Here is a 20,148-nt window from a genome sequence, read left to right on the forward strand (position 1 = left end):
CCTCAGAGGATGCCGCGGCCGACTCCGCCGCAGACGTCGATGCTGGTTCCGGTGATGTAGGAGGCGCGCGGCGAGAGCAGCGAGACGATCGCGTAGGCGACTTCCTCGGCGCGGCCGAGCCGCCCGAGCGCGATGCCCCGGTCGGCGGCGATCTCCGCCTGCCACTCCTCGTAGGTGAGTCCGCTGTCCGCCGCCGCGTGGCGGCGGGTCCACTGGCCGGTGTCGACCAGGCCGAGGCAGACGGAGTTGACGCGGATGCCCTCGGGGGCGAGTTCGCGGGCCAGGGAGGCGGAGAGGTTGAGGATGCCGGCGCGGGCGGCGCTGGTCGTGATCAGCCGGGTCTCGGGCTGTTTTGCGAGGACGGCGTTGACGTTGACGACCGCGGCGGCGTCGGAGGCGCGGAGGTGATCGCGGACGGCGCCCAGAGGGTTGAGGACGCCCGCGAACTTCAGTTCCAGCTCGTCGCGCCAGTCGTCCTCGGTCGTCTCGTCGAGGGACTTCATCCGGGACTGGCCCGCGTTGTTGACGAGTCCGTCGAGCCGTCCGCCGAGACGGGCGGCGGCGCGCTCGGCGAAGTCCCGTACGGCGTCCGCGTCCCGGACGTCGCAGACGCCGGTGTACAGCCGGTCCGTACCGGCGCCGAGGCCCGCGGCGGCCTTGGCGAGCCGGTCGGCGTCCCGGCCGCAGGTCGCGACGCGGGCTCCTTCCGCGAGCAGGGCGCGGACCGTGGCCAGGCCGACGCCGGAGCTGCCGCCGGTGACCAGGACGGTGCGGTCGGCGAGGCCGAGATCCATGAGTACTCCTAGACGCTGGGGAGGGTGTTCAGTGCATGGTGAAGCCGCCGTTGACGGCGACCACCTGCCCGGTCAGATAGCGGGACTCCTCACCGAGCAGGTAGGAGACGAGCCCCACCAGGTCGTCGGGCCGCTGCGGGCGGGGGATCGCGCGGTTCGCCGCGTACAGGGCGTGCCGCTCGGCCGGGACGGACTCGGTCGCCTCGACCTCCGTCAGGCCCGGTGCCACCGCGTTGACGGTGATGCCCCGCTCTCCCAGCTCGCGGGCCATCGCTCGGGTCAGGGCGAGGACCGCGCCCTTGGAGGCGATGTAGTGGGCGAGGCGTGGGGAGCCGTAGAGGGCCGCGTCGGAGGCGATGTTGACGATCCGTCCCGGGGTGGACATCAGCGGCAGCAGGTGCTTGGCGACGAGCCAGGGGCCGCGTGCGTTCACGGTCATCAGCCGGTCCCAGGTCTCCACGTCGATGTCCTGGAACTCCTTACCGCCCACTCCGTTGGCGAGCGCCGCGTTGTTGACCAGTCCGTACACGGGGCCGCCGGGTGCGATACGTGCGGCCAGCGCCTGGGCCGAGGCCGGATCGGCGACGTCCAGCGGCACGAACTCCGCCGTGCCGCCCGCCTCGCGGATCGCCGCCGCCGTGCGGGAGCCCCGCTCCTCGTTCAGCTCGGCGACGACGACCCGGTACCCGTCGGCCGCCGCCCGGCGGGCCATGGCCTCCCCCAGGCCACGGCCCGCGCCGGTCACGACGACCGTACGGCGCCCGCCGGCCGGGTCAGTCACGGGTGACGCCGTACAGCGGGGAGTACTCGGGGTAGGTCGGCACCTGCGGCTTCTGCGTGCCGATGATCACGCAGAACAGGGCGTCCGTGTCGCCCTCGTTCTTCAGCGAGCGGGTCACGCCGGCCGGCACGACGATCATGTCGCGGTAGCCGAGGGTGCGGTACTCGGTCTCGTCGGGGCCGCGGTGGATGCCGACGCGGACCTGGCCCTCCAGGACGAAGAAGGCCTCCTCGACGTCGTGGTGGGTGTGGGCGGGGCCCTCGGCACCGGGCGGCAGCAGCATGTTGGAGAAGGTGAAGCCGCCGGAGGGGATGATGCGGCCGTCGTTCTCGTGGTTGCCGGTGGCGCCGGAACCGACGTAGCGGATCTGCGCCCGCTTGTACTGCGGGCCGGCCTTCTCCTGGAAGGAGAGGGTGCCCCAGTCCGGTTCGCGGGAGTCCTTGGAGGCGATCAGGGAGTCGGTGTACTTGGCGAGGTCCCCGCCGTTGTCGTAGTCGGTGGTGGTCAGCGGCATGGTGATCAGCCCTTCGTGGCGCGGGTGTCGGTGACGATGTGCAGGTGGGAGAGCAGCCAGGCGTTGAAACGCCCGGGCTGTTCCTGGTTGGCCAGGTGACCGGCGTCCTTGACGATCACGGAGGCGGTCTTGTGCAGCCCGCCGGCCAGGACCTGTGAGGCGTCGGGGCCGGTGATCCGGTCCTTCTCCCCGCACAGGACGAGGGTGGGCGCGGTGACCCGGTGGAGTTCGCCGCGCAGGTCGGTGCGGGCCATGGACTCGGCCGCCGACGCGTAGCCGGGCAGCCGGATCGAGTCGGCCATCGTGTCGACGACCCGTCGCACCAGCTCGGTCGGCGCGTCCTGCGACAGGAGCCGGGGGCCGCGGCGCTCCGCGAAGGCACGGGAGCCGAGGCTCTCCAGCTCCGGGACGCGGGCGCGCATCGCGGCGGCCTTCTCGGGGCTCGTACCGGAGCCGGGGGTGGAGTCGGCGACGGTGAGGGAGGCGACGAGGTCCGGGTGCCGGGTGGCGAGCCGCAGCGCGATCACGCCGCCCCAGGAGACGCCGACGACGTGCGCCTCGGTGTCGCGTGCCCGGATGACCTCGGCGGCGGTGTCGGCGTAGTCGTCGAGGGTGAGGTCCTGCTCCGGGTCGGCCGACTGGGCGTATCCGGGGGCGTCCCAGGCCACCGTCCGGTGGGCGGCGGCGAGCGTCTCGGTCTGCGGGGCGAACGCGGCGGACGAGGAGCCGATGCCGTGCAGGCACAGCACCAGCGGCCCGTCGTCCCCGTTCTCCTCCAGGTGCAGCCCGGCGGGGTCGTACGCGGTCACAGGATCTGCCCCCGGCGTCCGGCCAGGGCCGCGAGCGAGCGCAGCACGGCGTAGGGGACGACCTGGCTGGTGGCCGGGTTGGCCGCGTCGGGGACGTGGCGCACCTCGAAGCGGTACGAGCCCTGCGGTCCGCTCGCCTCGATGACGTGTGAGGTGTGCGAGGCCGCCGGGTCGGCGACCACCCGCACCCGTACGGCGTCGAGGTCGCCGACCGCGAGGGCCACGGAGGCGGCGACGTTCGTGGACTTCGGGAACCTGACCGGTACGTCGCGCGCGGTGCCGCGCATGACTTCCACCGGGGTGGTCGTGGCCCGCAGCCGGGCGAGGGTCTCCTCGTCCATCCAGGGCTGTTCGAGGGTGGACGGCAGCTTGGTGGTGGTCAGCGTGACCTCGCCGAGCGGTCCCATGGCGCGTACGGCCTGGAGCAGGTCGAGTCCGCCGACCGCGCCGCCTGTGAAGTACACCCGGCCGGGCCCGGCCGCCAGGAGCCGCTTCGACAGTTCCTCGTCGGTCAGCGCTCCGGTGGACGCCACGAGCAGGTCGGTGCCGGACGCGAGGATCGTCTCACCCCGTTCGCGTACGACGCCCTGTCCGGCGGCCTCGACGATCAGGTCGCAGGAGGCGAGGGCCTGTTCCACGGTGAGCTGCGGGGCGGGGACGGCGTCGCCGAGCGGCCGGTTGTCGACGATGCCGACGAGTTCGGCGCCCGGCACGTCGCCCGCGGCGAGCGCGGTGCCGACGGTCCGGCCGATGGCGCCCCAGCCGATGAGGCCGACCTTGCGCGTGTGGGCGTTCATGCCGCGGCTCCTTCGGTGCCGGAGCCGGGGCCGGGGTTCGTGGCGGCGGGCGCGTCCACGGGGGCGACGACCGGGCTGCCGTCGGGCGTGCCCGTCATGTGGGCGCGGATCCGCTTCGACGGCGGGCCGGCCGTCCCCCACAGGTCGGACAGTTCGGGGGTGCGCCGCCACACCTTGCAGATCCAGGTGTCCTCGACGACCTGGGCGACCTCGGTCGTGTACTCGCACACCAGGCCGGTGGGGTCGGTGAAGTAGGAGAAGGTGTTGTTGCCGGGGCCGTGCCGGCCGGGGCCCCACTCGGGGGCGATGCCGTGGTGCCGGAGCCGGCCGAGGCCGCGCATGAAGTGGTCGATCGAGGTCATCTCGTAGGCCACGTGGTTGAGGGAGACCCACGGCGCCTGGTTGAAGGCGACGCAGTGGTGGTCGGAGCCGCAGCGCAGGAACGCCATCTGGTGCTCGGACCAGTCCGAGACGCGCATGCCGAGCACGTCGCGGTAGAAGGCGACGGAGGCGTCGATGTCTGGGGTGTTGAGGACGGCGTGGGTGACGCCGACGGGCAGGGAGACGTCCCGGTTGCGTTCGGTGACCGCCCAGGTGTCGGCGGAGAGTTCGATGAGCCGTCCGTCGAGGTCGTGGAAGCGCAGGCCGTAACCGCCGCCGACCTGGTCGAGGGGGCCGGGTTCGGTGACGAGGGCGATGCCGCGGGCCCGAAGGCGGCGGGCGGCCTCGTCGATCTCGGCGGGGGTGGCGAGGGCGAAGACGAGGCGGCCCAGGCCGATCCGGTCGGAGCGGGTCAGGCGCAGGGCGTGGTGCTCCTCGCCGGTGCCCCGCAGCCAGCTCGCGCTGTGCTCGGCCTCGACCACCTGGAGGCCCCAGACCTCCTCGTAGAAGTCGACGGCGTCGGCGAAGTTCGGGGTGAGCAGTTCGACCGAGCGCAGGGCGCGCAGCCGGCCGATCGGGGGGTGGGTCGTGGCGGGGTCGGTCGGGGGGTGGTTCATGGCGGAATCTCCCGAGGGGTGGGTCAGTTGGCCCAGGGCAGGGGCGTGGAGTCGGTGCCCCAGTACAGGGACTTCTGCCGCTGGTAGGCGCGGATCAGGTCGCGGCCCTTCTCGATGCCGAGCCCGGAGTCCTTCATCCCGCCGAAGGGGGTCGAGATGGAGAACTGCTTGTAGGTGTTGATCCAGACGGTCCCGGCCTCGATCCGCCGTCCGAGCCGCCAGGCGGCCCGCGCGTCGCGGGTCCAGATACCGCAGGCGAGCCCGTAGACGGAGTCGTTGGCCTGGGCGACGAGTTCGTCCTCGTCCTCGTAGGGGAGCGCGACGAGCACCGGGCCGAAGATCTCTTCTTGGCAGGCGCGGGCCGAGTTCGGCAGGGAGTCGATCACGGTCGGCAGGTAGTAGGCACCCTTCGCGTAGCGCTCGCCCTCGGGCGCGGAGCCGCCGCACAGGACCCTGCCGCCCTCCTTCCGGGCGAGGTCGACCGCCGCCGCGACGGCGTCCCGGTGCGCGTGGTGCACGAGCGGCGCGACCTGCGTGTCGGGGGACGTGCCCGGCCCGACGCGCAGCTTGCGCACCCGTTCGACGAGTTCGCCGACGAAGGCGTCGTAGCGCGAGGCGTGGACGAACAGCCGTGAACCGGCGATGCAGGACTGGCCGCTGGAGGAGAAGATCCCGTACATCACGCCCGCGAGGGCCTGTTCGGTGTCGGCGTCCTCGCGCACGATCGTCGGGGACTTCCCGCCCAGTTCGAGCGAGGCGGGGACGAGTTTGTCGGCGGCCGCACGGGCGATGGCGCGGCCGGTGGTGGTGCCGCCCGTGAAGCCGATCCGGCCGACCAGCGGGTGCCGGACGATCGCGTCGCCCACGATGCGGCCCTTGCCCGGAAGCACCGCGAGCAGCGCGGTGGGCAACCGCTCCTCGGTGAGGACCCGGTGGACCAGGCGCCCGAAGGCGAGGGAGACCAGCGGGGTCCACTCGGCGGGCTTGAGCAGGACCGCGTTGCCGCCGGCCAGGGCGGGGGCGACCTTCTGGGCGTCGGAGGCGATCGGCGAGTTCCAGGGGTTGACGGCGCCGACGACACCGATCGGTTCGTACGTACTCATCGTGACGTAGGGGCCGCGCGGGGGTGTGAGCGCGTCCTCGGCCGTCTCCAGGGCGGCGACCGTGTAGCGGAAGGTGCCGGCGGCGCTCAGCGCGAGGGCGCGGGTCTCGCCGAGGGTCTTGCCGGTGTCGGCGGTCTGGAGGGCGGACAGCGCGTCGGCGTGCTCCTCGAGCAGGTCGCCGATCCGGTACAGGACGCGGGCCCGCCGGTGGGGCGGGAGGTCCCGCCACTCGGGTGCGGCGGCGGCCTCGGCGGCGGCGTGCGCGGCCTCGTCCACGTCGGCCGGGGAGGCGGCGTGGACGGTGGTGATGAGGCTGCCGTCGGCCGGGTCCACGGTGTGGATCGGCAGACCGCCACCGCGCCGCCAGCGCCCCGCGATGAGGATCTCGTCGGCTGGGATGCGCGGCATGGGGGCCTCCGGAAAGGGACGGTGCGGGAACTCGCGGACAGGGCGGGGGCGTTGCCCGAGGCGCCGTGTCTAAGCACCAGAAATCTAAGGGCTTAATTAATTGGCCCGCAAGGGACCGCGGCCGATGAATTTTTCGCGACGTCAGGAGTAAGGCTTGCCTAACCTCGGCGGGCTACCGGTAGAACTTAAGCCCTGAGACATTCAGCGCCTACATAACCGGGACCGGCGGCACCGTCCGCCCGACCCGCTCCCGTCTCGTCCTCGCCGCACCTCTCCAGCACTCATCGCCGCCCGGCACGCGGTTGCTCCGCCGTGCCGTGTGTCCCGAACCGGAGAACACACCCATGACGCTCGACGCAGCCCGCGCCACCCCGGGCCGACAGGACGACTCGGCCGCGCTGGCGGCCTCCATCGGCGCCCGCTTCGAACGCCTGCCGCTGTGCCGCTGGCAGGTGATGGTCCGGCTCGTCGTCGGCGCCGTCACCTTCTTCGAGGCGTTCGACCAGCTCCTGATCGCTTACGCCCTCCCCGACCTGCGCGACGAGTGGCACCTCGGCACGACGCAGGTCACCGCCCTGATGACGGTCGGCTCGATCGGCATGCTGATCGGCGCGCTGGCCTCGGGCAGGCTCGCGGACCGGATCGGCCGGGTGAAGGTCATCGCCGGCTGCATCGCGCTGTCCGGCATCTGCAACCTGGCCCTGACCCTGTGCACCTCGCCCGAACCGTTCATGGCGATCCGCTTCGTCCAGGGCATGGCCATCGGCGGCGAGGTGCCCATCGCGGCCACCTTCATCGCGGAGATCACCCGCGCCCACCAGCGCGGCCGCTTCGTCCTCCTCTACGAACTGGTCTTCCCGGCCGGCCTCACCGCGGGCGCCCTCCTGGCCGCCTGGCTGGTGCCGGTACTCGGCTGGCGCTGGGTGTTCGCCCTGGCGGCCGTCCCCGGCCTGCTGTGCTTCGCACTCGTCCGCTGGGTACCGGAGTCACCGCGGTGGCTCGCCGACCACGGCAGGCACGACGAGGCCCTGGCGACGATGGCGACGATCGAGGAGAAGGTCGAGAGGATCACCGGCGCCCCGCTCCCCGACCCCGCCCCGGCGCGCCCCGTCCCGCCCGCGCCGCACAAGAGCGGCCTGCGCGAGTTGCTGACCGGCAGGTACGGCAAACGCACCCTCGTCATCGGACTGCTGTGGTTCACCGGCTACTTCGCCAACTACGGCATCACGTCCTGGCTGCCCACCATCTACGAGGGCCACTTCGACCTCAGCCTGTCCACGGCCCTCCTCTACTCGACCGTGACGAGCTGCGCGGGCCTGGCCGGCTGCCTGGTCGTCGCCCTCACCGTCGACCGGGTCGGCCGCCGCAACACCGTGATCTGGTGCATGGCGGCCGCGGCACTCTGCCTGCTGCTCCTGGGCCTGCTGGCCGGCGACTCCGCTGAGGGCGTCCTGGCCTGGACGTCCCTGGCCTCGGTCTTCCTCTTCGGCTCCAACATCTGCCTCTACCTCTACACGCCGGAACTCTTCCCCACCCGGATCCGGGCGCTCGGCTCGAGCGTGGGCGGCGCGATGAACCGCCTGGGCGTCATCCTCGGCCCGATCGTCGTCGGCGCCATCTACGCGGGAGGCGCCATCGGCACGGTGTTCGTGACCCTGGCCGCCGTCGCCCTCGTCGGCTCGCTGTCGGCTGCGGTCGGGGCGGAGGAGACGAGCGGGCGGACACTGGAGGACGTCGCGCCGTAGCGTGCCGTCACCGAGGCCCGCGGGCGGTGGGTGCCTTACGCCACGACGTGAACACTTGCGGCGAATTTGTCCTTGGGTCGCTCATATGAGAGGCGTGTGAACAGTTTCGGCGGAAGTGTTCACGGTTGCGGGGCGGTGGGTGTGGGCGGTGCGGGCCGCGAGCCGGTGGATCAGCCGGCGGGCCGGTTCCGGATCGACGACCTCGATGTGGTCCCCGAACTGGAGCAGTTGCCGCACTCCGTCCAGTCCGCCGTACGCCACGATGATCTCGACCCGCCCGTCGCCGTCCGGTCGGTCACCCACCGTCCGGAGCCGGGCGCCCAGGATGCGGCGGGCCAGGTCGACGCTCCCTGCATCGACGCGCGCCGTGACGATGACGTCCTGCCTGCTCTCCAACATCTCGCCCAACTCCCGTGCCGTACCGACGAGGTCGGCGCCGGGCCGGAGCCGCCGGGCGGTGTCCAGCACCGTCCAGTCCCTCAGGCGGGTGAGGGCGAACATGCGCGGACGCCCGTCCCGGTCGCCCACGAGGTACCACCGCCCGGCCCGCTCCACCAGCCCGTAGGGATCGACCACGAAGTCCTCGGCGGCAGCCGCGCCACTGGGCCGGTAGCCGATCCGCAGCCGCCTACCCGTACGCACGTCCCGCACCAGCGCCGCGACGTCGGGCAGCGGCGCGGCCTCCCCGAACCAGGGCCGGTTGTCGATCGCGATCACGTCCGTCAGCGACAGCGGCAGGTCGTCCCGGGCGGGCGGTGGCGACCGGCGCGGCGTGAGCTTGCGCAGCGCCGACCGGGCGGCCGCCTCGCCGCCCACCCGGCGGGCCCGGTCGGGATCGAGCCCGACGGCCCGCAGCAGGTCCGCCTCGCCGGTCGTCAGCTTCGACAGATCGGCCTGGTCACCGGGCAGCAGACTGATCCCGCCGTACTTGCCCCGCTCGGTGGAGACGGGAATTCCCGCGTCGACCAGCGCCCGCACATCCCGGAGCACCGTCCGCTTCGAAACCCCCAGCTCCCCGGCCAACGCCTCGGCGGTGGTCCGCGGACGCGCCTGCAACGCCGCCAGCAGCTCGATCAAACGCTGCGGTCGCCCCATGGGCCCCACTCTCCTCGAACAGGACAGGTTCTGTCATGTTCCCACGCGAGGCTGTCACCGACGGCCGGAACGCCCGGCCCGGAAGGAGCCGGCCACCCATGTCCGCACCGTCCACACCCAACCTCTTCCTCGTCTACGTCACCGACGCCGAGCGCGCGACCGCCTTCTACACCGACCTGTTCGACATGAAGCCGATCATGGTCACTCCGCGCTACATCCCGTTCGAGGTCGCGCCCGGAGTGGTGTTCGCCCTCTGGAGCGGCCAGACGGACCGGCTCGGCCCGCAGACGCCGCGCACCTCGGAGATCGGCCTGATGCTCCCGGGCCCCGCCTCCGCCATCGACGACCTCCACACCGCGTGGACCGCCAAGGGCGCCACTGTGGTCGAACCGCCGCACGACGAGGTCTTCGGCCGCACCTTCGTCGTCGCGGACCCCGACGGCAACCTGATCCGGGTGGCGCCCGTCGACTAGCCGGCGTGTCTCACGGCGCCCGCAGTCAGGACCTCGCCGAGTTGGATCATCATGCGACGTTCCGTCGGGACGTGGCGGTCATGCACGTGCCTGGCCTGTTCCAGACAGAGGACCACGCCCGCTCCCTCTTCACCTACATGAATCCGGAGTTCCCCGATGGCGAAGTGGAGCACCGGGTGCAGCACAGGATGAAGCGAAAGGTCATCATCGAAGGACCTGATCCCGTCCCCTACGAGACGTTGATTCATGAGGCAGCTCTGCGGATCAAGAGTGGCCGGACGTGCCGCGAGCCGTGCACAACTGACACGCATCGCGGAGATGTCCGAGGCCGAGCACGTCGCGGTCCGGGTCTTCCCGCTCCCACTGGACGACTTCGCCGGAGCGGGCAGCACCATGGTGCACGTGGGAGGAGCCGTACCCCGCTTGGACACAGTGGTGCGCGACGCACCGCACGGCACGGTCTTCCTCGACTCCGAGGCCCAACTCGACCACTTTCGCAGGCTCTTTCGTAGAGTGAGGGACGAATCGCTCTCGCCCGAGCGATCGCGTGACCTCATCCATAAGCTGGCCAAGGAGCTGTGAGGGAGTCATGCCCACCCCCACCCAGTGGCAGAAGTCGTCCTACTCCGGTGGCGGTGAAGGCAACGACTGCGTGGAGATCGCCCACCGCCACCCCGACATAGCCATCCGCGACTCCAAAGCCCCGCCCGAGCCGTGCTCACCTTCCCCGCCCCCGCCTTCACCGCCTTCCTCGCCGTCCTCGAAACCCCCGCCGGGGAATAACCGGAGACTGTCTCCCGTTACGTCGCGCAGCGAACGACATCGAACGTGACACCCGGGAGGCACCCCACCATGGCCCCAGACGCCGCCGCAGGCACAAGCACCGCAGAGGAGATCCGGGGCACCGCCCACGGCACCGCACCCGTCCCCCTCTCCGTGCTGGACCTGGTGACCGTCGGCGCCGGCCGGACCGCCACGGACGCCCTGCGCACCAGCGTGGACATCGCACGCCTCGCGGAGCGGCGCGGCTTCCACCGGTACTGGGTCGCCGAGCACCACTCGATGCCCGGCGTCGCCTCCTCCTCCCCCGCGGTGATCCTTGCCCACCTGGCGGCCCACACCGACCGCATCCGGCTCGGCTCGGGCGGCGTCATGCTCCCGAACCACGCGCCGCTGGTGATCGCGGAGCAGTTCGGAACCCTGGAGGCGATGGCCCCCGGCCGCGTCGACCTCGGCCTCGGCCGCGCCCCCGGCACCGACGGCGCCACCGCCGCCGCCCTGCGACGCACCGACCGCCTGAACGAGGGCGCCGACGACTTCCCGCAGCAGCTCGCCGAGCTGATCCGGTTCCTGGACGACGACTTCCCCGACGGGCATCCGTACCGGCGCATCCACGCCGTGCCCGGCCCCGTGCAGGCCACGTCGCACGGTGGTGTGCAGTCGGCCCACCGGCCGCCGGTGTGGCTGCTCGGCTCCTCCGGCTTCAGCGCCCGGCTGGCCGGCACCCTGGGGCTGCCCTTCGCCTTCGCGCACCACTTCTCCGCGCAGAACACGATCCCCGCGCTGGACCTGTACCGGGAGTCCTTCCGCCCCTCCGCCGTCCTCGACGCGCCCTACGCCCTGATCGGCGTCTCCGCGCTCGCCACCGACGACGAGAAGGAGGCCCGTCGGCAGGTGCTGGCCGCCGCGCTGAACATGGTCCGGCTGCGCACCGGGCGCCCCGGGCTCGTGCCGACGCCCGAGGAGGCGGAGGCGTACGACTTCAGCCCGATGGAGCAGGACTTCGTCCAGTCCTGGAACTCCAACGTGATCCACGGGACCGTGGACGAGGTACGGGCGGGCCTCGACGATCTCCACAAGCGCACCGGCGCCGACGAGCTGATGCTCACCGCCAACGCCCACGGCGGCGACGTGCGCCTGCGCTCCTACGAGCTGATCGCCGACGCCTACGGCTTGTCGGCGCCCGCCTGAACCCCGGCCCCGCCGGACCCGGCGGCGGAGCCCAGCAGGGCCGAGATGCGGTCCGGTGCAACGGGCCGGGAGTACAACCAGCCCTGACCTGTGTCACAGCCGATGCGGCGCAGACGGGTCGCCTGGTCGGATGTCTCCACGCACTCGGCGGTGACGGTGAGGCCGAGGCGGTGGGCGAGCTGGACCATCGCCTCGACGATGACCTCGTCGGCCGGGCTCGCCGCGGACGCGTCGGCCCCGGAGGCCACCCCGGCGTCCGAAGCCCCGGCATCCGCGAGCCCAGTGTCCGAGGGCCCGGAATCCGAGGCCCCGGCATCTGAGAGCCCGGCGTCCGAGGCCCCCGCGTCCGCGGTCCCGGCGTCCCGGCCCGCGTCGTACTGGAAGCCCCGCACGAAGGCGCCGTCCAGCTTGAGCACCGAGACCGGCAGCCGGCTGAGGTAGGCCAGGTTCGAGTAGCCGGTGCCGAAGTCGTCGATGGCGATGTGGACGCCCATGTCGCTGAGCGCCTTGAGGGCCTGAAGCGGGCGCCCGGCGGAGCCCATGACCGCCGACTCGGTCAGCTCCAGCTGGAGCAGCTCCGGGGCCAGGCCCGTCTCCTCCAGGGTCGCCGCCACGTCCGCCACCAGATCGGAGTCCCAGACCTGGCGGACCGCCACGTTGACGCTGACGAAGATCGGCGGGTCGTCCGGGTGGGCCAGCTGCCAGCGCCGCGCCTGCCGGCAGGCCGTGCGCAGGATCCAGCGGCCAAGAGGAACGATCGAACCGTCCTCCTCCGCCAGTGCGATGAACCGATTCGGCGCAAGTACGCCGAACTGAGGATGATTCCATCGGATGAGGGCCTCGACGCCCCGCACCCGGCCGTCCTCCATGCCCACCAGCGGCTGGTACTCCAGGGCGAACTCGCCCCGGTCGATGGCGGGACGGAGGGTGGCGGCCAGCGCCTGGCGGGTCATGCGGTTGGCGTTGCGTTCGGGGTCGAACAGGGTCCAGCGGGCCCTGCCGTCGGCCTTGGCCCAGTACAGGGTCGTGTCGGCCGCCTGCATCAGAGCGGTCGGCGTGGTACCGGCGGTGTGGCGCTCGACGACGCCGACGGAGGCGGTGACCGAGAGGCGGCGGTCGGAGACCTCGAAGGGCGCCTGGAGGGCCGCCAGCACGGATTCGGCCAGGTCGGCGAGCTGGTCGGTGCCCGCGGAGTCCTCGACGAGGAGGGCGAACTCGTCGCCGCCGAGCCGGGCCACCAGCGGGGTGCCGGAACGGGGGTCCGCGGCCTCCTCGGCGCAGCGCGTGAGGCGTTCGGCCACGGCGGCCAGCAGCCGGTCGCCGACCCGGTGGCCGAGGGTGTCGTTGACGGCCTTGAAGCCGTCCAGGTCCAGGTAGCAGACGCCGATCCGGCCGGTGCCACCGTGCTCGTACGAGTCTGCCTCCAGCGCCGCCGTCAGCCGCTCGAAGAACAGGGCGCGGTTGGGCAGCCGGGTCACCGGGTCGTGCATCTGGAGGTGGCGCAGCCGGGCCTGGAGCTCGCGCCGGGCGCTGATGTCGGTGACCGACATCAGCACCCCCGGGGCGCCCTCGGCCTCGGCGAGCGGCTCGACCGTCACCTGCGCCCACAGGGAGCGCCCGTCGGCCCCCTTGAGGCGCCGGGTGCAGCGCAGCCGTGACCGGAGGCCGTCCAGCACCTCGCGGTACGCCTGCCAGGTGCCGGCGTCGGAGGCGAGGTCCACGAGGTCGGCGGCGGGGCGGCCGGCCAGCGCTTCCGGGCCGGTGCCCAGCAGGGTGCCCAGCGTGTCGTTGGCGCTGACGACCAGGCCCTCGGTGTCGACGACGGCCATCGCGAGGGGGGCGGCCGTGAACGCCGAACGGTAGGTCGGTGCCCCCGCGCACGGCGCACGTGGGGCCAGCTCGGCGTCACTGTCCGTGACGGCGGACCGGTCGAAGTCTGCCGCGGGCGCCGGCCCTTCGGAGGTTCCGTTCACCGCTCGCTCCCGCAGTGCCTCGATCTCTGTGCGTGCTCTGTTCGTGCAGGAAAGTGTGCCGATCATAGAGGCTGGCACGGAGCCCTTCCAGCCGCCGCCTCACGCTCCCGACCGGCTGACCCCTGCGCCAGATCGTTTCTGCTCGCACCTGGACGAGTTCTTCATGCCCCCGACCAGTTGTGACGTTGCGTAAATGACTTCCGAGTGCCCGAGCGGTGATGTGCGCCGAAATTCAGGACGGCTCACCCATCCGGCGCACGCGAACAGGGCGTAGTACGACAATCACCCACAAGCTGGGTGCGGTGTCCCGTCAACCGCACCCGGAGGTCCATGTGCCGCGCCAGCTCCCCCTGAGGCGACTTCCCCGGGAGGCCCTCAAGGGGCTCGACGCGGACCGCGGGGCGGGAGCGGCCCGGCCCAGGTTGCGCAGTACGGCGGCGGTGTGCACCACGATGTCGGCACTCGCCGCGACTTCCCTGATCACCGCCCCCTCGGCCGCCGAGCCCTTCTCCCCGCAGCCTTGCGCCCTCCGGCGCACCGAGGTGCACCACTCCGAGGGACTGAGCACCTGGAACGCCGCGTACCCGAAGCCCGTGCGGGCCCTGGACGCGGTGATGGTCTTCCTGTCCTTCCCCGACTCCCAGCCGCTGACCGCCCCGGCCGAGCTCGCCGCCGACCACTTCCCCGCCACCACCCGCTTCTTCCAGCGCGCCTCCTACGGCAGGTTCACGCTGCGCCCGCACCCGCTGCCCGGCTGGATCTCCATGCCGCGGCCGTCGACGGCGTACGACATACAGCGTGACTGGAGCCCCGAGCACCGGGCCGCCTACCTGCGCGACGCCCTCGACGCCGCCGACCGGCACGTCGACTTCTCCCGCTACGACATCGTGTACTTCGTTGCCGACCCGGACGCGCCCGGCGTGGACTCCGACGCCACGAAGGTCGTCAACCTGAACACTCCGCTGCGGGCCGACGGCACGGACATCCGGCGGGTCGTCACCGTCTTCGAGAACCATCCGCCGGACCGGCTGGTCCTGGCCCACGAGACGGGACACGTCTTCGACCTGCCCGATCTCTACCACCGGCCCGAGGACGACGAGGGCGACTGGGACACCCACGTCGGCGACTGGGACCTGATGGGCAGCCAGTTCGGACTGGCCCCGGACCTCTTCGGCTGGCACAAGTGGAAGCTGGGCTGGCTGGAGCCCCGGCAGGTGGCGTGCGTGCGGGGCGGCGAACCGGTCCGCCTGACGCTGGAGCCGCTGGGGGCGGGGCCTGGGGTGGTGGTGACCGGCGCCGCGGGAGCGCCCGCCTTCGGCCTCGGGCGCGGCACCAAGCTGGCGGTGGTGCGCACCGGGACGGACACCGTGCTGGCCTTCGAGGCGCGGGGGCCGGTCGGCAACGACGCCGCCGCCTGCCGGGCAGGGGTGCTGGTGTACCGGGTGCACGGCGGGGCCCGGTCCGGAAACGGGCCGATCCAGGTCGTCGACGCCCACCCGGACACCGAGGCGTGCTGGGAGGAGTCGGTCCACCCGCCCCTCGCCGACGCCCCGGTCGCCCTCGGCGAGAGCTTCACGGTGCCGGGCGAGGGCGTACGGGTCGAGGTGGAGGGGCGGACGGCGTCGGGGGCGTGGACGGTGCAGGTCACACCCGGGTGAGCCGCTCCGTCCGGCTTCCCCCGAGCATGCGAAAAGGCCCCTCACCTGAGTGAGGGGCCTTTTCGTCGTCTGTGCGCCGCCAGGGACTCGAACCCCGGACCCGCTGATTAAGAGTCAGCTGCTCTAACCAACTGAGCTAGCGGCGCCTGCTGACGTCGTAGACCTTAGCACCCTGGTCGGCGGAGGGAAAAATCGGAATACGGACGGCGGCTCGGGCCGCCCTCACCGCCGCCCACAACAAGATCTCCGGACCCGGCAGCCAGGGCAGGCGCGTGTCCGGTGCCACCAGCCAGCGGCAGCCGGAGCGGGCGGGCTCGCCGGCGGGAGCCGGCACCGTCACCGCGTCGCCGGCGCCGTGGCACAGCAGTGGCGGCACCGCGCCCGTACGGCCGCCCTCCCGGCCCCGGGCACCCCACTCCTCCCACTCCAGCAGCGACGGAAGCCGCTGGGCCGTGCCGGGCGCGGCGAACAGGAGCATCCGCCCCCGGCACTCGGCGACGGGGCCGGAGCCGGGCCCCTCGTCCCACAGGCGGTCCAGCATCCGGCGGCCGAAGATCGCGGGGGCGCTCACCACGTCGAAGGCGGAGCCGCAGGGCAGGACGACCGGAGCCTCGGGCCGTTCCTCCCGGAACGCGAGCGTGCTGCGCGGGTACGCGCCCGCCGATGCCAGCCAGGCGGCGCCGTCGGAGGTGACGTCCGATGCGTGGGGTGCGGCGGTGGGGGTGACGTTGCGCGTGCTGCTGCTCATGACGCATACATCTACCCCGCGTGAGGACCCGGCTCCTTTGGGTTGCGGGAAACCGGGACAGCAGGACGCGGCGAGGAGTATCTTGCCCACCCACGCGGCATATGCGCTCGGGTTAGTCGGAGTGATCGTCGCCGCGCATCAGGCCCCGCCCGAACTCCACCATCTTCTTGGCGTAGCCCTCGGTCCACTCGGCCCGCGCGGCGATGTCCGCGGCCGTCAGCCGGTCGAAGCGGCGCGGGTCGGCCAGCTGGGCCGCCGCGATCGCCTGGAACTCCATCGCCCGGTCCGCGGCCACCCGGAACGCCTGCGTCAGTTCGGTGGCCCGGTCGAGCAGTGCCCGCGGGTCGTCGATCGACTCGAGGTCGAAGAAGTGCTCCGGGTCGGCGGACGCCTCCGCCGGCTCGAAGAGCAGGGGCGCGGGGCGTAGCCGCGGTTCGTTCCGACGCGGCGTGGGCTCCGCCATGTCTTCTCCTCCTCGTACGGTGCGACGGCCCTCCCCGCTCGGGCGGGGGCACCCCGGTGGAGTGGGCCACCGCCCATTGTCCCGCGCCCGCGCAAGTGGGCGTCCGGCCCGACGCACGTCGGGCCGGACGCGAAGGAGGAACGCCGCCGCTAACCGGCGTAGGTCTCGAACTCGGCGACCTTCGGGGTGCCCGACGCGCCGGTGATCTGGAAGGTGATCTTCTCCAGGGAGACCGCGGGGAAGGTGATGACGCCCGCTCCGCTGCCGGAGGCCAGCACGGCGCCGGTGCCGTGGTCGACGACCCGGTAGGCGCCGATGGTGCCCTCGGAGCCGGCCGCCTCCCGGATGTTGATTTTGGAGACTGTGGTGGCGGAGCCCCACTTGACCGAGACGGAGCCGGTGGAGCCGGCCGGCGACCAGTAGGTGCTCATGTCACCGTCGCGGACGTTGCCGTAGCTGGTGCCGCCGGCCTTGCTGGTGCCGTCGGAGCCGGCCCCGATGCTGAGGTTGGTCCCGCTGGGAGGGTCGGTCGGGTCCGGCGGGTCGGTCGGGTCCGGCGTCGGGTCGGTGGGGCTCGGCGTCGGGTCGCTCGGACCCGGCGTCGGTGTCTGCGGAGAGCAGTTGCCGTCCGAGACCCGCAGGCCCTTGCCCGCGCCCGCCGTACCGCTCACCACCTCGGGCACGCAGGAAGCGTCGTCGAGGGTGTAGGGGTACGGGATGGAGACCGTGGTGTTGGACTGCGGGTCGGGGCCCGCCGGGTTGTTGTCCTCGCCCGGCTCGGACCAGGTCACGTTGTCGTAGATGTTGCCGCTGACCTGCCAGGAGCCGGCCTGGTCGGTGTAGAAGGTGCCGAGGACGTCCTTGGAGTCCTCGAAGTAGTTGTTGTCCACCTTGGCCTTGGCGCCGGCCCGGGAATTGATGCCGGACTCGTTCAGGCTCTTGTAGTGGTTGTTGTACATGTGGGCGATCCCGCCGCGCAGGAGGGGAGCGCGGGAGTCGATGTTCTCGTACAGGTTGTGGTGGAAGGTGACGTAGCCGTTGGAGCGGTCGCTCTCGCTGGAGCCGATCAGGCCGCCGCGGCCGGAGTTGCGCAGGGTGCTGTAGGACAGGGTCACGTACTGGGTGTCGTTCTTCATGTCGAAGAGGCCGTCGTAACCCTCCGACTCGCCGCCCGACGCCTCCAGGGTGGTGTGGTCGACCCAGACGTTGCGGACGCCGCTCTCCATGCCGATGGCGTCGCCGCCGTTGGAGGTGGGCGAGCCGGACTTCTTGACGTTACGGACCGTCACGTTCTGGATGATGATGTTGCTGGACTCCCGGATGTGGATGCCCAGCTGGTCGAAGACGGCGCCGTTTCCGACGCCGACGATCGTGACGTTGCTGATCTGCTTGAGCTCGATCTTGTCGGCCGCGGTGCTGCAGCTGTCTCCGGACACCTTGGTGGTGTTGCCGTGGTTGATGGTGCCCTCGACCTCGATGGTGATCGGGGTGCTGCTGCTGGCCCGGCCGCACAGGGCCTGGTGGATCTGGGTCCCGGTGGTGGCCCGCACCGTCTGGCCGCCCGCGCCACCGGTCGTGCCGCCGTTCTGGGTCGCGTAGCCGGTGGCGCCACTGGCCGCTGCCGCCGCCTCGGGCATCGACAGCACCACACCGGTCGCCGCCGCGACGGCCATCGTGGCCAGCGCGGCGTGGAGTCGCAGCGCGACTGGTCGTCTCATCCTCGGTCTCCCCATTCTCTTCACATGCCGGAACGAGCTACTTGTCCTGGTCATGTCAATCCGACCAGGCGGGAAAGCGCTTTCTCGCGGCGAGAATAGGGGCCGCCCCCAGACCTGACAAGGGTTCAGGTAAGTTCACGATGAAGAACGTCGCTCTTCCACATGAACATCCGACCGACGCGCACACCCGCACTCCCAGCCGATGTGCGCCCGGACCGAAGCTGCGGTACGATCATCTTGCTGCTCAGGGAGGCCAACTCCCCGCGAACGGCAATGCGTTGGTGGTCCAAGGAAAGACGCCCCACTTCCCGTGGGGAAATGCAGGTGCAAGGCCTGCCCAGCGCTCGACGAGAACCCCGGCCCCGCTCAGCGGGACCGGGGTTCTTCCGTGTCGGCCGGGGCCTCCCCGGCCGTGCCTCAGGCCTGGACCACCGGCTCCCGCGTGAAGAGCGCGCCCAGTTCCGGGGCGTTGACCCGGCGGTCCGCCAGACGCAGGCCCTCCCAGACGGTGACCTGGTTGGCGGTGAGAACCGGTTTGCCCAGCCGCTTCTCCAGGGCCGGGATGTGGGCCGCCGTGTGCAGGGCCGTGTCCGGCAGGAGGACCGCCTCGGCGTCCGGGCGGTCGGCGGAGCGGGCCAGCGCCAGCACCTCCGACTCGGTCCAGGTGCCGACCTCCGCCGCCGTGATGATTCCGGAGCTGACCACGTCGGTCACCTCGATGCCGGCGGCGCCGAGGAAGCCCGCGAAGAGCCGCGCCACGTCGTCCGGGTAGGTCGCGCCGACCGCGACCCGCCGCGCCCCGATCTCCTTGGCCGCGTGCACGAAGGCGAAGGAGGTCGAGGAGGCCGGCAGCCCCGCCGACTGGGCCAGCGCGCGCACCTGCTCCTGGGCGCCCTCCCAGCCGTGCACGAAGCTGCCGCTGGTGCAGGCCCACACCACCGCGTCCGCGCCGGCCAGCCGCAGCTCCTCCACGCCGGCCGCCAGCCGCCGCGGTGAGCCCATCTCCAGCAGCGCGTCCACCCGGTGCGCGTCCTCGCCGATGTCCGTGTGCACCAGGTCCACCCGGATGTCGCTGCCCAATAGCTGCTCGATGCGTGGATAGTCGTCCTCGCCGGAGTGGCCCGGGTACAGGAATCCCAGTGCTGTCATGTCCACCCTTCCTGCTGCTGTTCCGTGTCCGGGGCCTCCGGGACGCCCGGCATGTCCGCCACCGGCGGACCGACCGGACCCGCCACCGCGGGGTCGGCCGGCCCCGGCACCAGGGGGCCGGTACGCGCCGACGGGTCGGTCAGCGCCTGGTACGGCCCCACGGCACGGGTACCCAGTCGGCGCAGCGCCGCCCACATCGTCACTTGGTTGGCCGAGATCACCGGGATCCGCAGCTCGGCCTCCAGCTGCGGGATGACGTCGTAGGTGGGGAGGTTGGTGCAGGAGATGAAGAGGGCGTCGGCCGCGCCCTCAGCCGGTACCGCCTGGCGCGCCATGTCCGCCACGTTCCGGTACGGGACCTTCCAGATGTGCCGGGTCAGCCCCATGAAGGCGCAGCCGGTGACCGCGACACCGGCCTCGGCGATGTACGCCTCCAGCGCCCGCGTCACCGACACGGTGTACGGCGTCACCAGCGCGACCCGGCGTACGCCCAGCTCGGCCAGCGCGTCCAGGAGCGCGCCGGAGGTGGTCACGGACGGGACCGCGCCCGCCCAGGTCATCGCCTCACACATCGCGCGTTCGCCGGCGACGCCGCCGACGAAGCTGCCCGAGGTGCAGGCGTAGGCGACGACCTCGGGCGCGATGGCGTTGAGGGTGCGCACCGCCTCGCCGAGGGTCTCGTGTTCGCTGACCATGCGCGCGAGGTCCAGACTGACCTCGACGGGCACAAAAGGGGTTCGCGTCATGTGCAGCGAGACCTCGTCGGGCACCCATCGCCACAGCTCGCGATCGAGTGCGAAGTCGAACGGGGCGACCACGCCGACCCCGCGTTGCGGAGCTGGTCCGCCCAGAAAGGAGATGTCCATGGCACGCACCGACCTCACGCTGTGAGAGGGGAGGACAACGCACCGTACGCACGGCCGTGTTGACGAAGGTAGGTTCTGGTGCGAG

At 72.0% G+C, this 20,148-nt stretch carries 18 protein-coding genes, 1 tRNA gene and 2 pseudogenes; 6 read left to right on the forward strand and 15 right to left on the reverse strand.

What is annotated here, in order from left to right; genetic code table 11:
* Positions 1-2: 2 nt before the first annotated feature.
* From IE142_RS03225 to IE142_RS03255, 7 genes are read right to left on the reverse strand one after another with little or no spacing between them, the layout of a single operon-like run.
* Positions 3-794, reverse strand: coding sequence for an SDR family oxidoreductase (locus IE142_RS03225; RefSeq protein WP_191884262.1), 792 nt, complete (start codon positions 792-794; stop codon positions 3-5).
* Positions 795-822: 28 nt separating this feature from the next.
* Entirely contained in the window at positions 823-1,575 is a 753-nt protein-coding gene (locus IE142_RS03230; RefSeq protein ID WP_191884263.1) for an SDR family oxidoreductase, read from the reverse strand.
* On the reverse strand, positions 1,568-2,089 hold the full coding sequence (locus IE142_RS03235; RefSeq protein ID WP_100048114.1) for a cupin domain-containing protein: 522 nt from the start codon (positions 2,087-2,089) through the stop codon (positions 1,568-1,570). Before IE142_RS03235 ends, IE142_RS03230 begins: the two co-directional genes overlap by 8 nt.
* A gap of 5 nt (positions 2,090-2,094) precedes the next feature.
* Entirely contained in the window at positions 2,095-2,898 is an 804-nt protein-coding gene (locus IE142_RS03240) for an alpha/beta fold hydrolase (RefSeq protein WP_191884264.1), read from the reverse strand.
* The gene (locus IE142_RS03245; protein ID WP_191884265.1) at positions 2,895-3,695 is read right to left on the reverse strand and encodes an aspartate dehydrogenase domain-containing protein; all 801 of its coding nucleotides are present in this window, start codon (positions 3,693-3,695) and stop codon (positions 2,895-2,897) included. The genes IE142_RS03240 and IE142_RS03245 overlap by 4 nt, the downstream gene beginning before the upstream one ends.
* Positions 3,692-4,693 (reverse strand): VOC family protein, encoded by a 1,002-nt coding sequence (locus IE142_RS03250; RefSeq protein WP_191884266.1) that lies wholly within the window; start codon positions 4,691-4,693, stop codon positions 3,692-3,694. The genes IE142_RS03245 and IE142_RS03250 overlap by 4 nt, the downstream gene beginning before the upstream one ends.
* Positions 4,694-4,716: 23 nt before the next feature.
* Positions 4,717-6,204, reverse strand: coding sequence for an aldehyde dehydrogenase family protein (locus tag IE142_RS03255; RefSeq protein ID WP_191884267.1), 1,488 nt, complete (start codon positions 6,202-6,204; stop codon positions 4,717-4,719).
* A gap of 344 nt (positions 6,205-6,548) precedes the next feature.
* On the opposite strand from IE142_RS03255, the gene IE142_RS03260 reads away from it, so the two are divergent.
* The gene (locus IE142_RS03260) at positions 6,549-7,949 is read left to right on the forward strand and encodes an MFS transporter (protein WP_191884268.1); all 1,401 of its coding nucleotides are present in this window, start codon (positions 6,549-6,551) and stop codon (positions 7,947-7,949) included.
* Between the two features lie 81 nt (positions 7,950-8,030).
* Here the strand turns inward: IE142_RS03260 and IE142_RS03265 are convergent, their stop codons facing one another.
* On the reverse strand, positions 8,031-9,044 hold the full coding sequence (locus tag IE142_RS03265; protein ID WP_191884269.1) for a helix-turn-helix transcriptional regulator: 1,014 nt from the start codon (positions 9,042-9,044) through the stop codon (positions 8,031-8,033).
* Positions 9,045-9,142: 98 nt separating this feature from the next.
* Between IE142_RS03265 and IE142_RS03270 the strand changes: the two genes are divergently transcribed.
* From IE142_RS03270 to IE142_RS03285, 4 genes and pseudogenes are all read left to right on the forward strand, one after another.
* Complete coding sequence (locus tag IE142_RS03270; protein ID WP_191884270.1) at positions 9,143-9,517, forward strand: VOC family protein; 375 nt, start codon at positions 9,143-9,145, stop codon at positions 9,515-9,517.
* Positions 9,518-9,546: 29 nt separating this feature from the next.
* Positions 9,547-10,099, forward strand: a pseudogene (locus IE142_RS36300) (DUF5753 domain-containing protein); the annotation flags it as partial.
* 7 nt (positions 10,100-10,106) lie between these two features.
* Positions 10,107-10,300 (forward strand): annotated as a pseudogene (locus IE142_RS03280) (DUF397 domain-containing protein).
* A gap of 69 nt (positions 10,301-10,369) precedes the next feature.
* Positions 10,370-11,488: an LLM class flavin-dependent oxidoreductase gene (locus IE142_RS03285; RefSeq protein WP_191884272.1), complete on the forward strand. Its 1,119-nt coding sequence runs from the start codon at positions 10,370-10,372 to the stop codon at positions 11,486-11,488.
* On the opposite strand, the gene IE142_RS03290 is transcribed toward IE142_RS03285, so the two are convergent.
* Positions 11,464-13,461: a putative bifunctional diguanylate cyclase/phosphodiesterase gene (locus tag IE142_RS03290; RefSeq protein ID WP_191884273.1), complete on the reverse strand. Its 1,998-nt coding sequence runs from the start codon at positions 13,459-13,461 to the stop codon at positions 11,464-11,466. The two genes, IE142_RS03285 and IE142_RS03290, sit on opposite strands and share 25 nt — an antisense overlap.
* A 302-nt stretch (positions 13,462-13,763) precedes the next feature.
* On the opposite strand from IE142_RS03290, the gene IE142_RS03295 reads away from it, so the two are divergent.
* The gene (locus tag IE142_RS03295) at positions 13,764-15,119 is read left to right on the forward strand and encodes a M6 family metalloprotease domain-containing protein (RefSeq protein WP_191884274.1); all 1,356 of its coding nucleotides are present in this window, start codon (positions 13,764-13,766) and stop codon (positions 15,117-15,119) included.
* A gap of 72 nt (positions 15,120-15,191) precedes the next feature.
* On the opposite strand, the gene IE142_RS03300 is transcribed toward IE142_RS03295, so the two are convergent.
* The 6 genes from IE142_RS03300 to IE142_RS03325 all read right to left on the reverse strand — a co-directional run bounded on the left by IE142_RS03300 (position 15,192) and on the right by IE142_RS03325 (position 20,063).
* A tRNA-Lys gene (locus tag IE142_RS03300) sits at positions 15,192-15,265 on the reverse strand.
* Positions 15,256-15,867: a bifunctional DNA primase/polymerase gene (locus tag IE142_RS03305; RefSeq protein WP_191884275.1), complete on the reverse strand. Its 612-nt coding sequence runs from the start codon at positions 15,865-15,867 to the stop codon at positions 15,256-15,258. Before IE142_RS03305 ends, IE142_RS03300 begins: the two co-directional genes overlap by 10 nt.
* Before the next feature lie 112 nt (positions 15,868-15,979).
* Complete coding sequence (locus IE142_RS03310; protein WP_191884276.1) at positions 15,980-16,330, reverse strand: DUF8844 domain-containing protein; 351 nt, start codon at positions 16,328-16,330, stop codon at positions 15,980-15,982.
* 149 nt (positions 16,331-16,479) lie between these two features.
* Entirely contained in the window at positions 16,480-18,048 is a 1,569-nt protein-coding gene (locus IE142_RS03315; RefSeq protein WP_191884277.1) for a pectate lyase family protein, read from the reverse strand.
* Positions 18,049-18,465: 417 nt separating this feature from the next.
* A complete protein-coding gene (locus tag IE142_RS03320; protein WP_043372649.1) occupies positions 18,466-19,197 on the reverse strand; it encodes a maleate cis-trans isomerase family protein in 732 nt (243 codons plus the stop codon).
* Positions 19,194-20,063 (reverse strand): maleate cis-trans isomerase family protein, encoded by an 870-nt coding sequence (locus IE142_RS03325; protein ID WP_191884278.1) that lies wholly within the window; start codon positions 20,061-20,063, stop codon positions 19,194-19,196. Before IE142_RS03325 ends, IE142_RS03320 begins: the two co-directional genes overlap by 4 nt.
* Positions 20,064-20,148: the final 85 nt, after the last annotated feature.

This window comes from Streptomyces mutabilis, from assembly GCF_014649815.1.
In the GTDB taxonomy this organism is placed as follows: domain Bacteria; phylum Actinomycetota; class Actinomycetes; order Streptomycetales; family Streptomycetaceae; genus Streptomyces; species Streptomyces mutabilis.